Source organism: Vibrio sp. 1069 (assembly GCF_033340555.1).
In genome coordinates this window covers 18,116-41,124 of the sequence record NZ_JAWOWP010000001.1, presented here as the reverse complement: position 1 = coordinate 41,124, position 23,009 = coordinate 18,116, and the positions used below count along the sequence as shown (strand labels likewise).

The 23,009-nt window shown below is 45.1% G+C and carries 19 protein-coding genes; 7 read left to right on the top strand and 12 right to left on the bottom strand.

What is annotated here, in order from left to right; all coding sequences use genetic code 11:
- The first annotated feature begins 4 nt into the window (after positions 1-4).
- Positions 5-514, top strand: a complete 510-nt coding sequence (locus R7040_RS00175; protein WP_005387834.1) for a DUF2062 domain-containing protein — start codon at positions 5-7, stop codon at positions 512-514.
- Positions 515-663: 149 nt separating this feature from the next.
- Here R7040_RS00175 and lolE read toward each other — a convergent pair whose 3' ends face one another.
- From lolE to lolC, 3 genes are read right to left on the bottom strand one after another with little or no spacing between them, the layout of a single operon-like run.
- Entirely contained in the window at positions 664-1,908 is a 1,245-nt protein-coding gene (gene lolE / locus R7040_RS00170) for a lipoprotein-releasing ABC transporter permease subunit LolE (RefSeq protein ID WP_033905042.1), read from the bottom strand.
- Between the two features lie 2 nt (positions 1,909-1,910).
- Positions 1,911-2,618, bottom strand: coding sequence for a lipoprotein-releasing ABC transporter ATP-binding protein LolD (gene lolD / locus R7040_RS00165; RefSeq protein ID WP_005378457.1), 708 nt, complete (start codon positions 2,616-2,618; stop codon positions 1,911-1,913).
- A complete protein-coding gene (gene lolC, locus R7040_RS00160) occupies positions 2,611-3,819 on the bottom strand; it encodes a lipoprotein-releasing ABC transporter permease subunit LolC (protein ID WP_318081288.1) in 1,209 nt (402 codons plus the stop codon). Before lolC ends, lolD begins: the two co-directional genes overlap by 8 nt.
- Before the next feature lie 249 nt (positions 3,820-4,068).
- On the opposite strand from lolC, the gene R7040_RS00155 reads away from it, so the two are divergent.
- The 4 genes from R7040_RS00155 to R7040_RS00140 all read left to right on the top strand — a co-directional run bounded on the left by R7040_RS00155 (position 4,069) and on the right by R7040_RS00140 (position 9,589).
- Complete coding sequence (locus tag R7040_RS00155; RefSeq protein WP_054576371.1) at positions 4,069-4,638, top strand: hypothetical protein; 570 nt, start codon at positions 4,069-4,071, stop codon at positions 4,636-4,638.
- A 5-nt stretch (positions 4,639-4,643) separates the two neighbouring features.
- Positions 4,644-8,105, top strand: coding sequence for a transcription-repair coupling factor (gene mfd / locus R7040_RS00150; RefSeq protein ID WP_054576370.1), 3,462 nt, complete (start codon positions 4,644-4,646; stop codon positions 8,103-8,105).
- A gap of 7 nt (positions 8,106-8,112) precedes the next feature.
- The gene (locus R7040_RS00145) at positions 8,113-8,880 is read left to right on the top strand and encodes a peptidoglycan binding protein CsiV (RefSeq protein WP_021707672.1); all 768 of its coding nucleotides are present in this window, start codon (positions 8,113-8,115) and stop codon (positions 8,878-8,880) included.
- Positions 8,881-9,040: 160 nt separating this feature from the next.
- Complete coding sequence (locus tag R7040_RS00140) at positions 9,041-9,589, top strand: GNAT family N-acetyltransferase (RefSeq protein ID WP_170890542.1); 549 nt, start codon at positions 9,041-9,043, stop codon at positions 9,587-9,589.
- A 76-nt stretch (positions 9,590-9,665) separates the two neighbouring features.
- Here the strand turns inward: R7040_RS00140 and R7040_RS00135 are convergent, their stop codons facing one another.
- The 7 genes from R7040_RS00135 to hinT form a co-directional block, all read right to left on the bottom strand.
- Positions 9,666-10,955 (bottom strand): NAD(P)/FAD-dependent oxidoreductase, encoded by a 1,290-nt coding sequence (locus R7040_RS00135; protein WP_025766937.1) that lies wholly within the window; start codon positions 10,953-10,955, stop codon positions 9,666-9,668.
- 533 nt (positions 10,956-11,488) lie between these two features.
- Positions 11,489-12,031: an alpha/beta hydrolase YcfP gene (ycfP, locus tag R7040_RS00130; RefSeq protein WP_005378464.1), complete on the bottom strand. Its 543-nt coding sequence runs from the start codon at positions 12,029-12,031 to the stop codon at positions 11,489-11,491.
- 75 nt (positions 12,032-12,106) lie between these two features.
- Positions 12,107-12,988 carry a thiamine kinase gene (gene thiK, locus R7040_RS00125; protein WP_318081289.1) on the bottom strand — a complete coding sequence of 294 codons (882 nt, stop codon included), beginning with the start codon at positions 12,986-12,988 and terminating at the stop codon, positions 12,107-12,109.
- 24 nt (positions 12,989-13,012) lie between these two features.
- Entirely contained in the window at positions 13,013-13,603 is a 591-nt protein-coding gene (gene lpoB, locus R7040_RS00120) for a penicillin-binding protein activator LpoB (RefSeq protein WP_005378467.1), read from the bottom strand.
- Positions 13,604-13,669: 66 nt separating this feature from the next.
- The gene (locus R7040_RS00115; protein WP_005378469.1) at positions 13,670-14,062 is read right to left on the bottom strand and encodes a YcfL family protein; all 393 of its coding nucleotides are present in this window, start codon (positions 14,060-14,062) and stop codon (positions 13,670-13,672) included.
- A complete protein-coding gene (locus tag R7040_RS00110; protein ID WP_025766940.1) occupies positions 14,062-15,459 on the bottom strand; it encodes a COG3014 family protein in 1,398 nt (465 codons plus the stop codon). Before R7040_RS00110 ends, R7040_RS00115 begins: the two co-directional genes overlap by 1 nt.
- 69 nt (positions 15,460-15,528) lie before the next feature.
- Positions 15,529-15,879 (bottom strand): purine nucleoside phosphoramidase, encoded by a 351-nt coding sequence (hinT, locus tag R7040_RS00105; protein WP_005378473.1) that lies wholly within the window; start codon positions 15,877-15,879, stop codon positions 15,529-15,531.
- Between the two features lie 269 nt (positions 15,880-16,148).
- Between hinT and R7040_RS00100 the strand changes: the two genes are divergently transcribed.
- The gene (locus tag R7040_RS00100; RefSeq protein ID WP_170890541.1) at positions 16,149-18,140 is read left to right on the top strand and encodes a methyl-accepting chemotaxis protein; all 1,992 of its coding nucleotides are present in this window, start codon (positions 16,149-16,151) and stop codon (positions 18,138-18,140) included.
- Positions 18,141-18,303: 163 nt separating this feature from the next.
- Positions 18,304-19,464, top strand: a complete 1,161-nt coding sequence (locus R7040_RS00095) for a DUF1887 family protein (RefSeq protein ID WP_318081290.1) — start codon at positions 18,304-18,306, stop codon at positions 19,462-19,464.
- 157 nt (positions 19,465-19,621) lie between these two features.
- On the opposite strand, the gene udp is transcribed toward R7040_RS00095, so the two are convergent.
- Together udp and R7040_RS00085 are read right to left on the bottom strand one after the other, a co-directional pair.
- Positions 19,622-20,380, bottom strand: coding sequence for a uridine phosphorylase (gene udp / locus R7040_RS00090; protein WP_005378479.1), 759 nt, complete (start codon positions 20,378-20,380; stop codon positions 19,622-19,624).
- 314 nt (positions 20,381-20,694) lie between these two features.
- Complete coding sequence (locus tag R7040_RS00085) at positions 20,695-23,001, bottom strand: zinc/cadmium/mercury/lead-transporting ATPase (protein WP_017634749.1); 2,307 nt, start codon at positions 22,999-23,001, stop codon at positions 20,695-20,697.
- Positions 23,002-23,009: the final 8 nt, after the last annotated feature.

Here is a 23,009-nt window from a genome sequence, read left to right as displayed (position 1 = left end):
TCCTATGCCTAGAAAGCTGATAAAACGCTTCATGCCAGATCATGAATTGATCAAACGCCAAAAAGCATTGAAGGTCTTCGGCAATGTGTTGTACAACCCAAACTTGTGGTGCTTAAACCGCCGCTCGGCATCAGGGGCTTTTGCTGTCGGGTTATTTATGGCTTTTGTTCCGCTGCCGAGCCAAATGATCATGGCCGCTGGTTTGGCCATTATGTTGGGTGTCAATCTGCCCCTCTCCGTCGCTTTGGTATGGATCAGCAACCCTATCACTATGCCTGTGCTATTTTACTTTGCGTACAAGCTAGGTGCTCTAGTGATGCGTCTTCCCCCGCAACCTTTTCACTTTGAACTATCGTGGGAATTCATCATGCAGCAAATGAGCACCATTGGACCTCCATTTCTATTGGGCTGCGCAATTTGTGGGGTTGTATCCGCGATTATTGGCTACTTCGGAATTCGAGGGCTTTGGCGCTACTCCGTGGTACGGAGCTGGCAAAAACGCAAAATAAGATAAGACCTTACTGCGTAAAAATCAGCATTTGAGCTATCAGTTGAGGGGCATCTAACAGTTAGAATGAAACGCGATGTTACTCAAGTCGGATAAATACAAAAAAGGACCGAATTCGGTCCTTTTTTGTATTTCGCATATTGTAAAACAATCAGCTATTTAGAACTCAGTACAGCCGCCGGATTCAACCTTGCGGCACGAGAAGCAGGATACCACGTAGCAAGTAAACTAAGCACTATCGCCGTCACTGACACCAATGCCACATCTGGCCAGTGTAGTTGTGATGGTAAGAAGTCAACAAAGTAAATATCACCCGATAAAAACTGATGACCAATTAAGCTCTCTAACCCTTTAATTAACGGAGTCAGGTTTAACGCCACTAAGACACCGATAACACTGCCGACGAGACTGCCAAATACACCAGAGAATACACCTTGCCAAACAAAGATCCGTTTGATTAGGCTATCTTTTGCTCCCATTGTTCGCAAAATTGCAATTTCCGCCGCTCGGTCTTTCACTGCCATCATCAACGTAGACACAATATTAAAACATGCCACGCCAATCACCAGTACCATCACCAAGTACATAATGGTGCGCACGAGCTGAATATCGCGATACAAAAAACCAAACTTTTGCTGCCAGCTTTTCAAATACACGTAAACATCAACCATGCTACCAACCTCGCGAACAATAGAAGGCGCATTGAGAACATCGTCCGTTTTTAGTGAGATGCCAGTGACCCCTTCCCCTAACCTCGCGTATTGCTGAGCATCCGCTAATGGTACTAACGCTAGAGAGTGGTCGATTTGGCCATTCAACGTTAAGAACCCTGACACTTTCACGCGCACACGCTTAGGAGCCTGCACTTTATTTGCGCCGCCTGTTTGCGGAATCATCAACGTAACGTAATCCCCCACGGCGACATTTAGCTCGTTTGCTACACCTCGGCCTAAGATCACTTGCTGCTGACCAGCATAAAAGTTTTGCCAAGCAGCTTGGTCAATAAAATTCGACAAGCTCGACACCGCTTGCTCGAAAGTAGGCTCTACACCACGAACTTCTATCGCTTTTAGCTTACTGCCTTTTTCTGCCAAACCCGTAAAACGAACATACGGTGCTGCCGCAACAACATGTTCATGTTTTAGAGCTTGATTCATCGTTTTGGTGTAGTCCTGAAGTGGTCCATTAACACCTTCTAACTCGCCGTGTGGGATCACAGACAACACACGCGATTGCAGCTCGCGCTCAAAGCCATTCATTGCAGACAAACCGATAATGATCACAGCAACGCCAACCGCAATACCAATAGTCGAAGAAAGCGATATGAAAGACACCATCTTGTTGCGCTTTTTCGCTCGACTGAAGCGACCACCAATCATCAAAGCTAAAGAGGTAAACAAAACTAGCCCTCCGCAGATGCTGTATCAGTCACAAAACGATCTACGAGCAAACCATCTTGCATGTGCATTTGACGATCCATTTTTGCTGCCAGCTCTTTGTCATGCGTGACAACCAAAAATGCAATGTTTGACTCTTTATTGAGCTCGCGCATCAAATCATAGATAGACAGTGCCGTATTGTGATCTAAGTTCCCCGTAGGTTCATCAGCCAAGACCAGATCAGGTTTATTCACCAATGCACGCGCAATCGCAACACGCTGACGCTCACCGCCCGATAACTCGGAGGGTCTATGTTGCATCCGATGACTCAAACCAACTTTATCTAACAGCGCTTTAGCCGCCTGTTTTGCATCCGCTACTTTAGCACCACCAATCATCAGTGGCATCGCCACATTTTCAAGCGCAGTAAAGTCAGCCAACAAGTGATGAAACTGGTATACAAAACCAAGGTGCTTGTTGCGTAATGCCGCCTGTTTGTTCGAGCTCAAAGCTGATAGGTTTTGCCCTAGAAAATCAACTTCACCATGAGTTGCGTCATCTAACGCACCTAAAATATGCAATAAGGTACTTTTTCCCGAACCAGAAGAGCCAACAATAGAAACCAACTCCCCTTTGTCGATATCGAAACTTACGCCTTTCAACACTTCCGTATCTAACGAACCCTCTCGGTAGACTTTACGAATATCACGACATTCTAATAGCTTATTCATAGCGAAGTGCCTCAGCAGGTTTAACAGAAGATGCTCGATAAGAAGGATAAAACGTAGCAGCAAGGCTAAGAGCAATCGCCAATACCACCACTAAAAGAATTTGCAGTGAATCAATCAAGATGGGTAGATGACCACCAAAGCTGAATAGCGCCACACCAGCAGATTCAAGAATCGCATTTAGATTAAGTGACAAGATCACGCCCGCAGCGCCACCAACAATCGCGCCAATTACACCACTGCTTGCACCTTGCACCATGAAAATGGTCATCACATGAGATTGAGTCATGCCTTGAGTTTTCAATATTGCGACTTCTGATTGCTTCTCCATTACCACCATGATTAAAGCGGAGATAATATTGAATGCAGCGACACCCACAATTAGACCTAGCATAAGTCCCATCATGTTCTTTTCCATTTTCACCGCTTGGAAAAGCTCACCACGCTGTTCGCGCCAATCACTCCATTCCCATCCATCAGGCATGGGTTGGTCAGCAAAATCCGTCACCATAAATGGGTCAGAGAAAAAGACACGCCAACCAGAAACCGTGTCTTTAGGGAAACGCATCAGCTTAGATGCATCCGTCATGTTCACAATCATTAATTGACCATCAACGTCCGATCCCGTATTGAAAATGCCTGAGACAGTAAAGTTTCGCTGGCTAGGAATACGGCCAAGTGGGGTAAACTGCGTTGCGTTGGTCACCATCAAGCGCACTTTATCCCCGATTGAGACCTTTAGTGAACGCGCCAAACTGTGACCCAAAAATACATTGTAGTCACCTGCTTGAAGTGACGATAATCGTCCGGCAATCAAATGGTTGCTAATCGGATCGCCTTTCTTAGGTTCAATACCGATGAGGTAACCAGCCGTCAGCTGTGCAGAACTCTGAATAACAGCCTCTCCTCTAACGATAGGCTCCGGCTGAGATTCACTCGACATCGCTTGAACAAATGGAGGGGCAGACTCGGTCATAGGCGTTTTTCCATCGTGTTGCGAAACAACGGCATGAGGTAGCACACCTAAAATGCGTTCTTTTAACTGCGATTCAAACCCGTTCATCACAGAAAGAACCGTCACCAACGCCATTACACCGATCGTAATACCCGCCGTCGACATATAAGAAACAAATCGGCTGAACCTATCTCCAGAGCGTCCCCGAAGATACCTTAAGCCAATAAACAATGAGATAGGATGATACATATAAGACAAACCAACTGGTTGTTTTGATATAAAGCTTTAGCGGATTATCTTACCTTACTCTTCTCATTAAGAAGACAAGAGAATCGCTAAATTTGTCAACGACATGCAATAAGTCTGTATTTAGGGCAAAAAGTTCAAGGACAAATCAGCTAAACTTGATAACTTCATTCAGTTAGCGATAATCAGTGCCCTATTTCTCTTTGTTTGTTGAGTGAACAGGGAGCGCTCACTGGCAAAAGGATCGACTATATGACAGAGCAAGAATACTTTACCGTCCATCATAACCTCACCATCAACGTCGAAACGTTGAGTGCGGACTTTGCTTTGCCAGATGAAGAAACATTTGTCTCCGAAATTCCAGCACCATTTATTGTCGCCAGTGAATTTAGTCACTTAGATATGTTGGCAGACAACGCGCGTCTAGAGCTGAAAAACAAAGAGTTAAAGCATGTGATCAACTTGCTTGATACGCAAAACGCGAAACTTAACCTCTTGTTGAGCTTTATGCTTTCACAACAAGATGACGCCTCCATTCGCTATCAAACGACGCAGTTTGGTGCTAGTCAACTCAGTTTCCGCTCAGATACAGCGTTAACTACTCAACAACTCGTTCGTGTTAAACTGTTCCTCGATCACCCTGCTGCGGCGATTTACTGTTACGCTCAAGTAGAAGAATGTGATGCTTCAGAGCAAGATTTCATTATCACGCTTAGATACAAGATGCTCCGAGAATCTGATCAAGATTTACTGATAAAGGCGGCACTGTATCAACAACAAAAACTTTTACGTCAGCGCTCGATGGAGCGAGATAAAAAATAATTCCTATGACAAAAGCAACGATTCTTTCCGTCACCAACCCTTCAGAGCGTGGCGACAAAAAACAGCTAGGTAATTTGCCGGGCGCAGCTCTACCTCTAGCCATTGCAGAGCTAGCCAAGCAGCATTCGAGTCACTCGCTACTCGTTGTGCCTGACCCGCAAATCGCTTTAAAGCTTCAGGCAGAGATTGAGCAATTCACCGACCAAACGGTAAGCCTGTTCCCCGACTGGGAAACGCTGCCTTACGATAACTTTTCTCCGCATCAAGAAATCATCTCTGAACGTATCGCTCGCCTATACCAACTGCCAAGTCAACGTGATGGCATAACCATCGTCCCGGTCAGTACAGTATTGCAACGCCAATCGCCACGTGATTTTCTGTTGCAACACACTTTAATGGTGAAAACTGGTGATCGGCTCTCGCTAGAGAAGTTACGTGTACAACTTGAAAATTCTGGCTACCGCCATGTAGATCAAGTATTTGGACCAGGTGAATATGCAAGTCGTGGGTCTATTCTGGATCTCTTTCCTATGGGCAGCAATGACCCGTACCGCATCGACTTCTTTGATGATGAAATAGATACCATTCGCACGTTTGATCCAGAGAACCAACGCTCTATCGACGATATTCAGCAAATCCAATTGCTGCCTGCACATGAGTTCCCAACCACTAAAGAAGCGATTGAAGATTTCCGTACACGTTGGCGCACCCAGTTCGACGCACGCCGCGAGCCTGAATCAATCTACATGCAAGTGACCAAAGGCACGTGGCCCGCTGGTATTGAGTATTGGCAGCCGCTGTTTTTTGACCATACCGAGACTTTATTTGAATATTTGCCAGAAGACTCTCAAGTCATCACATATGGTGATATCGAATCTGCGGTCGATACTTTCTTAACCGATGTCGAATATCGATACGACCAGAAAAAAGTTGATCCGCTGCGTCCTCTTTTGACTCCTGAACAGCTTTGGTTGAAAAAAGACGAACTTTTCAGTCAACTAAAACAGCTCCCTATCGCTCAATTGAGCCTAGATAAAGTGGTTAAGCGTGCCGGTCGTCAAAACCTACCAGTACAATCGTTAGCCGAGCTTGGCGTTCAACAACAAAATAAAGAGCCGCTCTCGCGCCTTCGTCAGTTTAGTGAGCAATTCAGCGGCAAAATCGTTTTCTCGGTAGAGTCAGAAGGTCGTCGTGAAGCACTAACGGAGCTGTTGCAAGGCATCAAAGTTCGGCCAGTCGTACATGGCTCACTTTACCAAGCTCTAGACTCGGGTGATCGATTCAGCTTGGTCTTAGGCGCAGCAGAGCATGGTTTCATTCACGAAGAGCTGAACTTCGCTCTGATCTGTGAAAGTGATCTACTCGGTGACCGTGTTATCCAGCGACGCCGCAAAGATAAAAAAGCCGTCAACAGTGACACCGTTATTCGCCACCTTGCCGAACTAAAACCCGGCCAACCTGTGGTTCATATTGATCACGGTATTGGCCGCTACATCGGTTTACAAACACTTGAAGCCGGTGGTATGAAAACGGAATACGTCACCCTTGAGTATCAAAACGATGCCAAGCTCTACGTGCCAGTTTCATCACTGAATCTTATCAGCCGTTATTCTGGCGGCGCTGAAGAGAGTGCGCCACTGCATAAATTAGGTGGTGAAGCGTGGGCAAAAGCACGTCGTAAAGCGGCAGAAAAAGTGCGTGACGTCGCGGCAGAATTGCTGGATGTATATGCAAAACGAGAATTAAAACCGGGCTTCAAATTTGAGCTAGATCGTGGGCAATACGCAACATTTAAAGCAACATTCCCGTTTGAAGAAACAGATGACCAAGCGATGGCCATCAATGCCGTATTGTCAGACATGTGCCAGGCAAAAGCAATGGATCGCTTAGTATGTGGTGACGTGGGCTTTGGTAAAACGGAAGTCGCTATGCGCGCAGCATTTGTCGCAACGGATAACAGTAAACAGGTCGCTGTACTCGTACCAACAACCTTGCTTGCTCAGCAGCATTTCGAAAACTTCCGTGACCGTTTTGCCAACTTACCAATCCGAGTTGAAGTACTGTCTCGTTTTAAATCTGCCAAAGAACAAAAAGTCATTCTGCAAGACGTTGCCGATGGTAAAGTAGACATTGTCGTTGGTACGCATAAGCTGCTTTCGAGCGACATTAAATTCAAAGATTTAGGTTTGTTGATCGTTGATGAGGAACACCGCTTCGGGGTTCGTCAAAAAGAAAAGGTCAAAGCAATGCGTGCAGATGTGGACATTCTTACCCTCACCGCAACACCAATTCCACGCACACTGAATATGGCAATGAGTGGCATGCGAGACCTGTCGATCATCGCGACACCTCCTGCACGCCGTTTAGCCATTAAAACCTTTGTTCGACAAAAAGAAGAGCCAGTGGTCCGTGAAGCGGTACTGCGTGAAATTATGCGTGGTGGTCAGGTTTACTTCCTGCACAATCAGGTTGAAACCATTGAAAAAACGGCAGAAGACTTACAGAAACTCATCCCAGAGGCACGCATTACCGTGGCTCATGGTCAAATGCGCGAGCGCGAACTTGAGCGAATCATGAATGACTTCTACCATCAGCGCTTTAATGTGTTGGTGTGTACAACCATCATCGAAACCGGTATCGACGTACCAACGGCAAATACCATAATCATGGATCGTGCGGACAATCTTGGCTTGGCGCAGTTGCATCAATTGCGTGGCCGTGTTGGACGTTCGCACCATCAGGCCTATGCTTACTTATTAACGCCACATCCAAAAGCCATGACCAAAGATGCCATCAAGCGTCTTGATGCGATTGCTTCACTGGAAGACTTAGGTGCTGGCTTTACGTTAGCAACCCACGATTTAGAAATCCGTGGTGCTGGTGAGCTGCTTGGTGATGAGCAAAGTGGGCAAATTCAATCCGTTGGTTTTACACTTTATATGGAAATGCTGGAACAAGCAGTGCAAGCATTAAAAGAAGGCAAGGAGCCATCTTTGGATGAGCTGCTTCGTGAGCAAACTGAAGTGGAAATGCGAATCCCAGCGCTCTTACCAGATGATTACATTCCGGATGTAAACACACGACTGTCGATGTACAAACGCATTGCGAGTGTCACAAGCAGTGATGAACTATCAGAGCTAAAAGTGGAACTGATTGATCGCTTTGGTTTGCTTCCAGACGCAACAAAGAACTTACTTGCCGTCTCAGAATTGAAAATTTCGGCTGGTAGTTTAAAAGCGAAAAAGATAGAAGCCCATGATAAAGGTGGATTTATCGAGTTTTACCCTGATGCTGACATAAATCCAGCGTATTTAGTTAAACTGCTGCAATCACAGCCGCAAAAATTTGCAATGGAAGGTCCAACTAAGTTCAAGTTTAGCGTACCATTGGTGGACCGACGTAAACGCATTCAGTTTGTTCAAGACTTACTGAATGATTTTAAACAGAATTTATTACCAACGAGCTAATAGTCGAATGAGAATACTGATCCCGTTATTGCTTCTATGTGTCTCAATGCCCTCTTGGGCACAGCGCCAATTTGATATTGAAGTGATCATTTTCAAGCGAGCAGTCGACGCTGAAAGCACAACAGAATCTTGGCCGAATCAACTGCCAAAAATCGATATGGAAAATGTCGGTAGCCTAGAGAGTGAATCCTACCGCCGCTCTAAAGGCGTGACACTTTTGCCAAGTTCTTCTTTCCGTCTCAACGCGCAAGAAGCGGCACTAAATAATCATGCCGGCTTTAAAGTGCTTAAACACGTAGCCTGGCGTCAAGGTGACCGAGGTAAATCTAGCGCCCCAATTTTCCGCATCGTTGGCGGGCGAGATTTCTCTGATTCTTATCAAGCAGATGGCCGCCCAATCAATGGCAATCAAACATTTTCCAGCGACGGTTACAGTGAAGAGACGGTCAATGGTCCTTTATATGAACTAGATGGTCGATTCCAAATATACGTACAGCATTACCTCTTCGCCGAAACAACACTAGATCTGCGCGAACCAAGTGTTAGAGAGGTGCGTTTTGAACCAACCTCAACTGAGCAATTGGCGGATGACTTAGGTGAAGTAGATGGTAACGTCCAAGTAGGTAACTTGGCAGAAATATCGCCGACAGTAACCGAAGAGAAATTCCTGAAGAGTTATCGAATGGATCAAAAACGTCGTATGCGTAGCAGCGAGACTCATTACCTAGATAACCCGTTGATGGGTATGATCATTCAAGTTCGTCGGGTTCGATAAGCACGAGCGGTTCGACAAAGCGCAGCAAAGCTGCGCTTTGTTTTTATCTGCTATACCTCAGTTATTCCTAACCAACGCAGAGCAAGGAAAATAGCTGCGTTCAAGTATAAATAGACAGCTTTCAATTTACTTACACTCAACATGGAAGTCGTATTAGTTCATGAGTCCAGACTTTGAAATCATTGCGCCCCGCTTAGCGCTCAAGCTCATCCCTTCTGAAGAAGCACATTCACTACAACGATTACTTGCAGAATCCCCTTCGCTGCACCAATGGCTTGACTGGTGTGATAAAAACGTCACATTGAAAACCGCGCAGGACTTTCTGTTGGCAACCCGTCTTAACTGGGTCAAAACTGAGGCTTTTGGTTTCGGTATCTATGAGCGGCAAAGTAACACTTTGGTTGGAATGGCAGCGGTTAATGAGTTATATCATACGTTTAATATGGCGAGTATTGGTTACTGGGTTGCCGACCGCTATCAACGGCAAGGCTATGCCCAAGAAGCCGTTAAAGCCTTAGCAGAATTCTGCTTCGCAAAGCTAAGTTTAACTCGACTAGAGATTGTTTGTGACCCCGACAACGAAGCTAGCCAAGCCTTAATTGAGTCCGTCGGTGCACAAAAAGAAGCCATCGCCAGAAACCGGTTTATTTTTCATGGTAAGCCTAAAGATGGCGTTGTGTACTCACTTTTACCGACAGATCTAACATAAACAAAAAGCCACCGACTTGCGGTGGCTTCTGCATTTTTTAAGATACAACACATCCACACAGAGTGGATTTAAAACCTTAGTGCAGCTTAAGGTTTGGACGCAGCACGCGATTAATGCGGCCGACGAGCATCATCAGACCGGTTTTGAATACACCGTGCAACGCCATTAGGTGCATGCGATACAATGAGATGTAAACGACACGAGCAATACGGCCTTCTACCATCATCGACCCTTTAGTTAGGTTCCCCATCAGACTACCAACGGTTGAGAAGCGACTTAGAGACACTAATGAACCGTGATCTTTATATACATAGTCTTTCAACTCGCGCCCGTTGATCTTCGCGACGATGTTACTAAATGCCTGGCTTGCCATTTGGTGTGCAGCTTGAGCGCGTGGCGGCACGAACGAACCGTCAGACTGGGTGCATTGTGCTAAGTCACCAATAACAAAGATGTCATCATCTCGTGTTGTCTGTAGTGTGTTTTTCACTACAAGCTGATTGATACGGTTCGTTTCTAAGCCAGCGATATCTTTAATAAAGTCTGGAGCTTTGATACCCGCAGCCCAAACCATGATTTGAGCTGGGATCTTCTCACCATCTTTTGTAGTAAGGCCATCTTTTTCAGCTTTAGTCACCATAGTGGCGGTGCGCACGTTTACGCCCAACTTCACCAACTCTTGATGAGCAGCAGAAGAAATACGTGGAGGTAACGCTGGTAAAATACGCTCACCTGCTTCAATCAGATTGACGTTCAACTTGCTAGAATCAAGATCACCGAAGCCATAAGTGCGCAGCTCTTTAACAGCATTATGTAACTCAGCTGATAGTTCAACGCCAGTTGCACCAGCACCAACAATCGCAATATCGACCGTACCGTTACCGTTTTTCGCGTGCAGCTTTAGGAACTCGTTGTTCATTTCTGTACGGAAACGGTGTGCTTGCTCAGGGCTGTCTAGGAAAATACAGTTTTCACGAACGCCAGGCGTGTTGAAGTCGTTTGATGTCGAGCCAATCGCCATCACTAGAATGTCGTATTCTAGCTCACGGCTTGGCATAAGAAGTTCACCGTGTTCGTCTTTAAGCTCACTTAAGATGATCACTTTACGTTCACGGTCGATGTCTTGAAGACTACCCATTTGGAAGTCGAAGCTGTGGTTTTTTGCATGAGCTCGATAGCTCAGTGCATCTACTCCTTCGTCCAAAGAACCTGTAGCAACCTCATGCAATAATGGCTTCCACAAGTGGCTCGCTTTTCGATCGACTAGCGTAATTCGCGCACGGTTTTTGCGACCTAGAGTTCGACCAAGCTTAGTTGCCAACTCAAGACCACCTGCACCGCCGCCTACAACGATAATGCGTGTCACAATGATTTTCCTCTACAAAAATGAATATATGGGGTTCAGCTCGATGCATGACTCACAAACATTTGTGGCATCCATCCAACCGATGAATTCTTGGTTCTTAGAGGTGTCTCAATTCCTTGGATTAAAAAACTACCACCCACTTTGATTCTTTATCTATCAATGACTTGTCAGGGTTTGGCATGTTTATCTGGTACGCATACGACGCCAGAAGTTTTTGGGCAAGTTTATTACTCGCTCTCAATTTTTTTTGATATTTATCAAATTATTTTAGTCCGGTTCATTATATAGAGACCAACTTTGAAGGCAACCAAAATCCGTGTAACGAGTACGGATTGACTACTTTTCGACTACTCTACAACAAGGTGTTCGTGCTACATAGGAGGGAAGTAAGAAAACGGTAAGGAGAACACAATATTCAAAGCGTTAAACCAAGAAAATGTGCCTTTCAAAGAGACAGTGGCTCGGCATACTCAAGAGAAGGAATCGCAGCAAAGCAGCCAATAAAAACGCCGCTTTACTGTCTACACTCAACATTAGTAAGTATTTTTAAATGCCTTTATCGCTTGTAAATGATGAGAGATTTTTTTGAACTTATGAGACTGAGTTTCATCCCAAATGATTTGATAGTGTTTTTCTAACTCAGCTGCCGTTTTCGAATTGTCATGCACTTCATCATCTTTAGAGAGAATCACTAAGCAGTGAGCTTGATTTTTCGCTCGGAACTGATCAACACATTTTGTTGCGATATCTTCGTACTCTTCTGGACGATCGATTCGACCAGCCATCGTTTTTTCTGGGTGCAAGTTCGGGTTGAACATCACTTGCTTGATACCGCATAGAAAACCAATTCGCTCAGACCAGTAACCACCTAAACCAACCCCGCAGATTAACGGGTTTGGGTCATCAGATTGATCGATAACTTTAGACACTTCTTTTAACAAGTGTTGCATGTCGTGCTTTGGGTGAAGGGTGCTGTAATTGATAAAACGAACGTCGTCGTCGATAAATTGCAGTTGAAGAACTTTTTCGTGGTTACCCGGGCTTGTACTGTCAAAGCCGTGTAAGTAAATAATCATCTGTACCTCTCCCTGTGTGTATCTGGTACTTTTATTAAAACTACCACTATTTCCTTACTGTTAAAGGGGAAAATATCACGAGTTCTCAAAACAGTGATCTTCCATACACAATGAGCCTTTCAACTCATACGCACTGTTTAAGTATTGTTCATCTCCCCACAATTTATAGGCAAGTAGATACCAGAGCATCGCCATCACCAAGGTTCTTGGTTGCCAAGCGTGTACACCTCTCAGCCAAAGAGACACATCTTCGATACCTCGAATTTGGCAATACTGCTTTACCGCTTCTTCCACAGGCGCATTCGCGACCTGAATAGTTAAGGTCAAATCAAGCCTAGAGTCAGCAATCCCGGCATACTCCCAATCAATGACTTTCACCCCATTCTCTCCTCGCACTAGGTTATAACACCCCAGATCGAAGTGACATAGGGCAAGCGGAACAGGTGCAACGTTCGGTTCCGTGCGCCACTTCATGTACAAAGCCTCAAACTCCGTACCCACATACTGACCATCAAGCTCAAGCCAATAATGATCGATGCGAGAAATATATGAAAATGGAACCAAAGGAATTGCGCTTATCGGATATTGATGAATCTGCGCCGCAATGGATAATAAATTGCTTAGTGCTAAGCCTGACTCCGTCAGAGCCTCTCCTTCTATCCATTCCACCAGCAACCCTTGCTCATGAATAAAAACTGGCTTGGGGCCAATTTCCAATGAAGAGACTGCATTCAGCACTTGATATTCACTGTGACGAGAAATTGAAAAAGCCTTGCAGACATGACTGGTCGGTCGCCAGATGTATGCAAGGCCTTGAGAAGATTCCAACCGCCAACAACGGTTGGTGAGCCCCCCGGTAACAGTTTGTACTTTTACCGGAGGCTCCGTAAAGAAGCCATCGAGAGCGTTAAGACTCGGATCTAACTGTTTTGCTTGTTGCCAAGAAAACCATGCCATTGATGACTTCTCCACCCTGTTCGATTAAAGACCGAATAGGCTCTTAGATTGCGCTTTACGAATTTCAGTTTCATCCGCCCACTCAATCAAACCTGTTTCTAGGTCCATTAGGCGCATGGTCATCTTGTAGTATACATCTTTATCGCTACCTGCATTTTTCACAATGCTAGATAGGTTGCCGTAAAGCATGTATTGAGCACCAACCATTTTACCAAATTGGATCGCTGTGCTTTGGTTAACAAGCTCATCCGTGTTTTGGAAGTTAAGTTGTTCACGCACAGACTCAACACGATCCATATCAACAAAGCGGAACTTACCTGAGTTCAACATCTTAGTTGAGATCGTGTCGGTAATGGATTCAGTGTCAATATGTTCACTGGTTTTGTTCTTAATTCGCTCAACAAAAACGATAGGACGTTGGTCACGAGTAATTGCTGCTACAGAGCCCGACATCATCATGCTATCCACCATTTCAGCCGCGATTTTTTGTAAATCTGTTGAACCAAAATCGATAGTCGTGGTTTCTGTTGCTTGCGCATCGCCGTAAGAGACTTTGTTAGAACAGCCACCTAAAATGACGGCAAGACCTAAAAGAGCAATAATACTTTTTTTCATGAGAGTTCCTTAGTTTTTCAATACCAGCGCATCGTTAGCGCGGCAGCTTCGGCAGAGCCGTTAAGATTAATCGTCTTGTGCTTCTCTAATTTGCACACGGAATTTTGTGCCATTTGGATTCACAGTAACTTCAGATAACGTGACTTGCTCAAATCCGCGCACAATCATTTTTCGCCACGGACCAGGTTTGGTATTCACTTCTAAACCATTGTTGTCATACCAATAAAATCGGTAAAGAATATGCTGATCACCTTTGTAATTGCTACTCAGCTGCACGACTCCTCGTGGGCGATCATCAACGTAAGTGGTGGTGATGTTGTCAACTAATAAGCGACTACCTAAAACGTTATCATTAAAAAATACTTTTTGCGTTTGGCCATCAATTCGAATACCAGCCGTGTTTTCGGCGCATCCAACTAAACCAATAGCCATTGCTAAACAAACAAGCCATGCTTTCATTACAGTCTCCCTAGCTGTTTATGCCACACGGTTGAGTGTGCTCCCTGACGAGATACCCATACCAATGTAGTCTGCTGTGCAGGCACTTCAAACTGATAGGTTTGATCACCCAAGTTTAAACTTTGTGTTCCCGGTTTCACGATTTTTGAAGCCGTTTTCACTTGCGCTGGCAATGTTTGCCAACTTCTCGTATCTGGCTGTTCGGTCAATGTGTTCCATACATTGAAAAGTATGTTGCCCACATCATCGCCTTTTTTCGCCGCCTCTTTTCGGATTCGATCTTTTGCCCAAACACGAAGAGCTTGACGGATCACTATTGTAGTAAGACGTTCATTAAGATCGTTTTGCGCCATCGCATTAACATCAGTCAGCGTACTGGAAGGCAATACCTGACCATTTAAAACAACATCGCTAAAACGTTGAGCACCTCGGTTCTGATAATAAGGAAGCGCCAACGAATAAATCGCGCCATTATCGCGACTGTCGTAAATCGGTAAATCAATACGCCACCCTTTCATCGCCTCAACAACACCCTGCTCATCAATAACGATGACTCGCCCTTGTGACTGAGTTAATCCAGAAGGTGCTTTGCCATACCGCTTCTCTAGCATGCGCAAGTCTTCACGCATGCCCAGCTTCTTAGCAGCGTATAAGGTGCTTTCCACAACTTGCTTGTTGTCTGGCATTACAGCGAGTGCTCGTCGGTAATCAACATAAGCACTGTTTAAGTCTCGCGACGCTTCATATAACAAGCCAGAAAGATAGAACAGATAACCATTTTGTACCGCGCTTAGTTTTTTACCAGCATCAGGGTAGTTCGCTAACACACTGCCTAAATTGGCAGACATGCCTTGCTTGTTAAGGTCTTTCTCTGCTGCTTTTAGCTCTTTTTCACGCGCCTTTCTTGCTGCTTCCTGAACTTGATTAGCTCGACGCACTTCAACTAGTGCCCCTTCTAAATCGTTTTTCTGTAAGTAATTTAGTCCTAGATACAGGTGCAAAAAGCCAAGTTCGTAATCGGCGGGATGATAATCTTGGAGATTGTCGTTCACTGCGAGAGAGCCGACGCTCGTTGCCGTGTCTGACACAGATATCGTCGCTCGATCTTGTTGAACACGTACGGCACGATCGCTGCTTTCTAGCGCATTCAAACTTGTTGGGTAATCTTCAGCAAGAAAAGAGATGCGACCTTTTTCAAAATTGCCAAGTATCTCGCCACCCACTTCACTTGATTGAAGTTGTTTTGCTTTGGCATATTCCCCTGCAACAACGGCTTGATAAACTTCTTGATTCTGGTTGCTGTAATGGCTAAACAGATTGCCCGCAGATAAATTCGCGCAGCCAGAGGCCATTAAAGCCCAGCTCATCAGCCCTAACAGCTTTACACCTAGTTTCACATTTATCTCCACAAATGTGTCATTCGACAGGAAAAAGAAGTGGGTGAATCGCCACCCACTTTTAAAAGCTTAGCTCAATACCATTGGACCTAGAGGGCGGCCGCCCAGTAGGTGCATGTGAATATGGTAAACCTCTTGGCCACCATGTGGATTACAATTAACGATTAGGCGATAGCCGTCTTCAGCAATACCTTCTTCTTTCGCTAACTTTCTAGCAACAGTGAACAAACGCCCCATCATTGCTTCATCTTCAGCTTCTACATCATTCGTTGTTGGGATCAGTTTATTCGGAATAATGAGAATATGGCTTGGTGTGCGAGGGTTAATGTCGCGAAACGCAGTCACCAAATCATCTTGATAAAGGATATCGGCAGGGATTTCCTTGCGAATAATTTTACTAAAGATCGTTTCTTCCGCCATGAGGACTCCATTTTATAAACGTAATTAGACCCCAATTAGTATGCGCCAACCAAAAGCGGAGCTCAATAAAAACAGTGTTCACTTAACATTATTAATCAAATGCTAATTAACGAAGCTTTTTTTGTCGTATGCGTCATAAAATGCGCGTCACAAACTGAATACAATCCAATGAATTTTGTTACTTTTTTAAGACAATTATTATTTTTATACCCAAGTAAACTCAAAAATGCTTGGGTAGCTTGTCTATTTTTGGGAGAGGAAGCTCACTTATGCGAGGTTCAGTTATTAAAAGGATGTATGCCGGCTTTGCACTGATCATCATCCTATTTGCCGTCACAATTGCCATTATGATGGGAGGAATGAGTGATATTCACGGAAAATTTGGCACGGTTTCTAAATCATCCCTACCGTTGGTATCGTTATCTAATCAAACCAGTGTTGAGCTGCTTTCTGCCGACAAATCATTTAAAGACTTCCTGACGACAGAGAATAAACAACGCATGGATGAAATGCGTCAGGAATTTGCTAGATCTCAACAGCGCTTCGAATCCACATTGGCTCAACTGAAAACCGCAAGCCAAACCTACCCTTCTCTTGCCGAACCGTTTTCACAGTTAAAAACGTTAGAGCAGAGCTATTTTACAGAAGCTCTAGAGGCCATGGACAACTACGAAGCAATGTTCGCGGCTCAAGAAGAAGTGCAAAAATCCTCACGCCGCTTCCAAAAACTGAATACCGAACTGTCGGTTGGTCTTAAAGAATATGTGGCAGATCAAACCAGCATTTCTGTCAAAGTCATGGCAAAGAGCTACTTTATCAAGTTAAAAGATGCCGAAGTAATTACCTCTGATGCCCTCGCCAGTTCCAACCCTGAGTTTGTTACGCAAGCCGTAGCTAAAAACCGCAAAGCAGTAACGCACTTGAATTACGCATTCCGCGGGTTGGTGACTCAGCTTCCTGAGCTAGAAAAAGCATTTGGCGAATCTGTAGAGCAATTTACTCGTGACGTCGGTATGCGTGGCGGTGTGCTAGACCAACATAATAATTACCTCAATGCTCGCGCCGCTTTGTATAACAATATCGCCAACCTAGCAAATAAAGTGGATTCAACCATGGCGATTCTTGAGCAATTTACGACAACCGCAACAGATAAGCTCAATGAATCATTGGCAGATGCAGGTGACATATATTCGGCCGGTGTAACGAAAGCCATCATCATTGGCGTTATTGTCGTTTTACTCGCGACAGCGATTGGCTACCACATCGCACAAAGCGTTCGCGAGCCGTTGACTCGTATTCTAAAAGTGTTAGAAGGCCTGACTGAAGGTGATATGACACAGCGTATCGACATTCGCTATAACAACGAATTCAGCCGTGTGAGTGGACACATTAACTCACTCGCCGACAACCTTCACGAGATCTTGGTGAAACTCAACGAAGCGTCAGAAAACCTATCGTCAACCGCGACAACCAACGAACGCACCTCTTCGCAAGCACAAATTAAATTGAGCTCTCAACGCGAACAAACAGCAAACGTCGCTACCGCGATGACAGAAATGTCTCATTCAGTGCAGGAAGTCGCGCAAAGTGCGCAAGGCTCGTTAGAAATGGTGCAACGCGTCGAATCTGCCTCTGAAGAAGGTAGGAATGTTATGAGCAGTAATATCTCAACCATTAATCAACTAGAAACACGTTTGAACGAATCGGTCTCCGCAGTTTCTGAGCTACAAAAAATGAGTGGTCAAATTGGGTCTATCCTTGATGTGATCCGCAACATTGCGGAGCAAACCAACCTACTGGCATTGAACGCGGCAATTGAAGCGGCTCGCGCTGGTGAACAAGGTCGCGGCTTCGCGGTAGTGGCAGATGAAGTACGAGTACTCGCATCAAGAACGACTCAATCAACCACTGAAATTGAATCCATGATCAGTAATCTGCAAGCTAGCTCGCAATCGGCGAACCAAGTCATACAAAGCTGTATGAGCGATATGGAGATGTCGGTTGAGCAAGCATCAAAAGCGAACAGCTCAATGGAAGAGATCCAGGCGCTAATCATCGAAATCAGCCAAATGAGTACGCACATTTCACAAGCAGCAGCAGAGCAAAGTGAAACATCAACAGACATTGCTCGCAGCATTGAAGATATCAACAGTATCGCCGATGAAAGTTTCCAAGCCATGTCGAGTATCGCACAAACCAGTGAATCACTGACCCACTTGGCTCATCAGCAAAATGAATTGGTCCACCGCTTTAAGTTATAAATACTTTATAACTAAGAGCATTAATTAGTGCAATCAACTGTATAAGGGCGACTTTTTGTTAAGTCGCCCTTGTTTTTTGTCGGCCATGTCTACATATGATTAATAAGGCCAGCTCATCCCCTTGCACAACTCTTTTCGAGCGGCCTCATAAAAAGGAAAATCTATGGCTGTTCATGTTGGTATTATCGACCAAGACCCAGTGAGATTGGTCACTCCTCTATTAGATAATCGTACGCTAAGCACACATATCGTCTTCATCGGAGACAAGAGCCAGTTAGATATATTTGACCGACTGAGTGCCGTTTTAGCTCAACGAGAAATTACTTCTGAATTTTTTGAAATTCCATCCGCTGTTAATACATCTCTGATCAAACAAGCAATTCAAAAACTGGCAAAAGACCTTCATGAACGCGGCGAAGATGTAAAATTGAACGCGAGCTGTGGTCTTCGTCATCGCTTGTTGTCGGTGTACGAAGTTTTCCGTACCTATCGCTGGCCAATTTTTGTGGTTGAGCCTAGTAGCGATAAGCTTTGTTGGTTATACCCTGATGGCAAAGAAGATACCCAAGTCGAAGATCACATTACGATTGCAGATTACCTCACTATCTTTGGTGCACGCGGCGAGTTTAATCACGTTGATTTACCACCTCTTCTTGATAAAAAATTGTATGAACTTGGTGAACGATGGGCCTCAAATGCGCTTGAGCTTGGGCCAGGTCTAGCAACACTTAACTACCTTGCAACCACATGCCGCAAAGAACAAAAGCTTGATGTCGAGCTCTCCGAAAAACAGCAGGGCTACCGTGAGCTCAACATGTTGCTTTCAGATTTAGTAGAAGCAGAAATCGCCACCTATGAGAATGGCGTTTTAACGTTTGCAGATGAAGATGCTCGACGCTTTTCAAACGGTGAGTGGTTAGAAACTTTGGTTCACAGCACCGTGAAGCAAATCCAAGACACCATGCCGACGATCCAAGATCGATCGTTAAATGTTCAGGTTTATCGTAAACTTGGTGAAAGTGAAGTACGCAATGAGTTAGATGTCGCAACAGTTGTAAACAACAAGCTGCACATCATCGAGTGCAAAACCAAAGGCATGAGAGATGACGGCGACGATACTTTATATAAGTTAGAATCGCTTCGCGATCTATTAGGTGGCTTGCAAGCGCGCGCAATGTTGGTGAGCTTCCGTCCTCTTCGTCACAATGACATTACTCGTGCTGAAGACTTAGGGCTAGCCCTGATTGGCCCTGATGAGCTTAAAGATTTAAGAACGCACTTAACGGCTTGGTTTAAAGACGCGGGCGGTTCAGACGAGATATAGTGCCATTAAGAAAAGCTAAAATTCACAACGATAAAAAGCAGCATTAATGCTGCTTTTTTTATACCTAAATTTTAGCTGTACGCATTTCTATAAGTAGAAAAAAACCAGAGGTTAGCCTCTGGTTTTTTCTGTTTGTTTAAATGCCAACTATAGAGGCTTAAAGCATTTTACGCGCTGCTTCTACAACCACTTTAATTGAACGCGCTTCCGTTTCTTTCAGAGTTGAATGATCTGGAATCTCTTTTTGTGTACGGTTGATGATAACACCAGCCACACAACCCGCTTTTAAACCAGAGCTCGCACACATTGTTAGCAGTGTTGCAGACTCCATCTCGAAGTTAAGTACGCCCATGTCTTGCCATTCTTGCATAGAGCCTTGGAAACGCTTAACAACACGACCAGAGAACGTATCGTAACGTTCTTGACCAGGGTAGAACGTGTCGCTTGATGCAGTCACACCCATGTGAACTGTAGCGCCAGACTCTTCTACCGCTGCTTTCATTGCGGTTGCTACTTCAAAGTCAGCAACTGCTGGGAATTCCATAGGAGCAAAGTGTAGGCTCGCACCGTCAAGACGAACTGACCCCGTCGTTACGATCATGTCACCCACGTTTACATGTGGTTGAATTGCACCCGTTGTACCAACACGTAGGAAAGTACGAACACCAAGCTGTGCCAATTCCTCAACTGCGATAGAGGTAGAAGGACCACCAATACCTGTAGAACAAACCACAACAGGTTTACCGTCTAACTCTGCACGGTATAGCGTGTATTCACGATGGCTTGCTAGAAATACTGGATTTTCCATTTGTTCTGCGATTTTTTGAACACGCGCTGGGTCACCAGGAATGATCGCTAGAGTCGCACCATTAAGATCAGCTTCAGTAACACCTAAATGGAATACAGCTTGAGACATAAGTCGCTCCTTATTGTGGCTTATTTTATGAACAATAAGCTCATTAATCAGTTATTGGGTACAGATGCACTGTAGCGAACCTTTCACCAACATAGAGTGATCACAATCACAATCACAAAATGTAATGAAAATGAAATTTCAAACAAAACTGGCATTGATCACACTTTAAGGGGCGTTAGATCATTTTGTTGCATAGCAATGCGTGATTTCAAGGACGAGAAAAACGTCTGATCGCATCAGGTGAATACGGTTAAAAAAAGCCCGATACACGAATGCCTCGGGCTATTAATGAGTGGGATCAATGGTTAGGTCAGTTATTTGATCTGCTTGGACTCAAAACGAAGTAATCTCAACGCATTCAATGTCACCAGTGCTGTTGCACCACTGTCGGCTAATACAGCAACCCACAACCCAGTTACACCAAGTAAACTTGTCACTAAGAATACACCTTTCAAACCTAGCGCTAACGCGACATTCTGACGAATGTTACTTAGCGTCGCACGCGACAGTTCTATCATGGCAGGTAGCTCAATCAAACGGTTGTGTGTTAACGCCGCATCAGCAGTCTCGAGTGCAACATCCGTACCGCCTCCCATCGCAATGCCGATACTCGAAGCTTTCATGGCTGGAGCATCATTGATACCGTCTCCCACCATCGCAACGGTATGTTGTTGTGATAGCTTCTCGACGTAATGCACCTTGTCTGCAGGTAACAAACTCGCTTTATAATCCAAGCCTATTCTATTTGCCATTGCTTCTGCACTTCTCGGGTTGTCACCCGTTAGCATCACCGACGTGACCCCAAGTTCCTTCAACATTGCGATGGCTTGCTGGGCATCTGAGCGCAATGTATCTTGCCATGCGATCACGCCAATGACCTCGTCATCGAAACGCACAATGACAACCGTTTTACCTTGTTGTTCCAACGTAACCACTTGCTCTTTGGCTTGTTGAGAAAGTGGAAAGTCTGCCTTTGAAGGCGTGACCACTTGGACCATTTTTCCATCGACGTAACCTGTGACACCAGAGCCTACTTGCGCGGTTTTATCCAACGCTTCAGGAATAGTAAGCCCCTGCTCTTGCACTTTGGTAACTAAAGAAACCGCTAGAGGATGACTTGAACCAATCTCGATTGACGCAGTTAGGCTAAGTAACTTGTCTTCATCCATATCAAAAGCAAAGACGTCGGTCACTTCTGGTTTACCTTGCGTCAGTGTCCCAGTTTTATCAAATGCGACAGACTCAACCTTGCCAAGCAACTCAAGCGCCGCACCACCTTTGATCAATGCGCCCCGCTTAGCCGCTGCCGCCAAGCCAGAAGTGATCGCCGCAGGCGTTGAAATTACTAATGCACATGGACAAGCAATCAACAGAAGGGCGAGTCCTCGATAGATCCACGTTTCCCACGGTTGGGCAAATAGTAATGGCGGCGTAACGATAACCATCAGAGACACCAGCATCATTAGCGGCGTATACCAACGGCTAAATTTATCAAGAAAGCGTTCTAATGGTGCCTTACGAGATTCGGCTTCTTCAATCAAATGAAGAATTCGGTCTATCGCATTCTCGCCCTGACGGGAAGTCACCTGTAAGCGAACCACTTTATCGACAACCACAGCCCCGGCCATCACTTTGCCACCGGTTTGATGTTCAACGGGAACAGATTCTCCCGTTAACGCACTTTCGTCAAAACTCGCAAGCGCATCTTGCAAAACACCGTCGGCAGGCAAACGACCTCCAGGTGCGACTTCTATGATATCCCCTGGTTTAAGCTGAGCAGCTGGTACTTCTTTACGCTCTCCATCAATAATTAAAATTGAATTTTCTGGGACTAAGTCCATTAACGCCTGGACACCGCTTCGCGCGCGAGATGATGCATATGCTTCTAACTTTTCACCAATAAGGAAAAGCAATAACACCATTGCGGCTTCGGCGGTTTCACCTAAATATAAAGCGCCGAGCGCCGCTACACTCATTAACGTTTCAATCGCAAAAGGCGTACCGCTACGCGCCAACTTAAATGCTTTGAGCGCGATTGGGTATAAACCAAGTAAACACGTCAAAGTGAATAACCAAGCGCTTATTTGAGGGTCGATCTTAGAAATTACTGCCGCAGTAGCCATTGCACCAGCAATCGAGAGAATTTGGATGTTGTCTCTTATGACGCCAAGCCAGCCTTTCTTTGTAGTGCTTGGTTTTGGAGCATCAAGTGAAGAGAGCGGGAAACCCGTTTTTTGGGCTGTCTGCTCTATCGTAGCTATCAGCTCTAGACCATCAAAATCGACGACCAGTTTTTCTGTTGCAAACAAAACCTTGGCTTGGCTGACGCCTTGTAAAGACGTAATGGCTTTCTCAAGCTTTTGCGCACAAGATGGGCAATCCATACCTGACACAAGCCAAGCGTTCCGAACGGAGGAATTACTCTCCCTTGTGGGATCGTCTTCCTCGCCTGTGTCAACGCTGCAGCCTCCTCCACTACAGCAAGAGCTTTCAGAAACATCAACACTGGCCTGAGAGATATTGAGCGAAGATTTTACTGGCGCACAGCATGACTCGCTTGCACCAAGCGGCACCGCAGTTTTGATTTTGCTAGATTGGCAACCTTGATGTTTTGTACACATAATTTTTT

Coding starts and splice junctions, on each gene's coding strand:
- R7040_RS00175 (WP_005387834.1), top strand. CDS start 5: ATGCCTAGAAAGCTGATAAAACGCTTCATGCCAGATCATGAATTGATC.
- lolD (WP_005378457.1), bottom strand. CDS start 2,618: ATGAATAAGCTATTAGAATGTCGTGATATTCGTAAAGTCTACCGAGAG.
- lolC (WP_318081288.1), bottom strand. CDS start 3,819: ATGTATCATCCTATCTCATTGTTTATTGGCTTAAGGTATCTTCGGGGA.
- R7040_RS00155 (WP_054576371.1), top strand. CDS start 4,069: ATGACAGAGCAAGAATACTTTACCGTCCATCATAACCTCACCATCAAC.
- mfd (WP_054576370.1), top strand. CDS start 4,644: ATGACAAAAGCAACGATTCTTTCCGTCACCAACCCTTCAGAGCGTGGC.
- R7040_RS00145 (WP_021707672.1), top strand. CDS start 8,113: ATGAGAATACTGATCCCGTTATTGCTTCTATGTGTCTCAATGCCCTCT.
- R7040_RS00140 (WP_170890542.1), top strand. CDS start 9,041: ATGAGTCCAGACTTTGAAATCATTGCGCCCCGCTTAGCGCTCAAGCTC.
- ycfP (WP_005378464.1), bottom strand. CDS start 12,031: ATGATTATTTACTTACACGGCTTTGACAGTACAAGCCCGGGTAACCAC.
- thiK (WP_318081289.1), bottom strand. CDS start 12,988: ATGGCATGGTTTTCTTGGCAACAAGCAAAACAGTTAGATCCGAGTCTT.
- lpoB (WP_005378467.1), bottom strand. CDS start 13,603: ATGAAAAAAAGTATTATTGCTCTTTTAGGTCTTGCCGTCATTTTAGGT.
- R7040_RS00115 (WP_005378469.1), bottom strand. CDS start 14,062: ATGAAAGCATGGCTTGTTTGTTTAGCAATGGCTATTGGTTTAGTTGGA.
- hinT (WP_005378473.1), bottom strand. CDS start 15,879: ATGGCGGAAGAAACGATCTTTAGTAAAATTATTCGCAAGGAAATCCCT.
- R7040_RS00100 (WP_170890541.1), top strand. CDS start 16,149: ATGCGAGGTTCAGTTATTAAAAGGATGTATGCCGGCTTTGCACTGATC.
- R7040_RS00095 (WP_318081290.1), top strand. CDS start 18,304: ATGGCTGTTCATGTTGGTATTATCGACCAAGACCCAGTGAGATTGGTC.
- udp (WP_005378479.1), bottom strand. CDS start 20,380: ATGTCTCAAGCTGTATTCCATTTAGGTGTTACTGAAGCTGATCTTAAT.
- R7040_RS00085 (WP_017634749.1), bottom strand. CDS start 23,001: ATGTGTACAAAACATCAAGGTTGCCAATCTAGCAAAATCAAAACTGCG.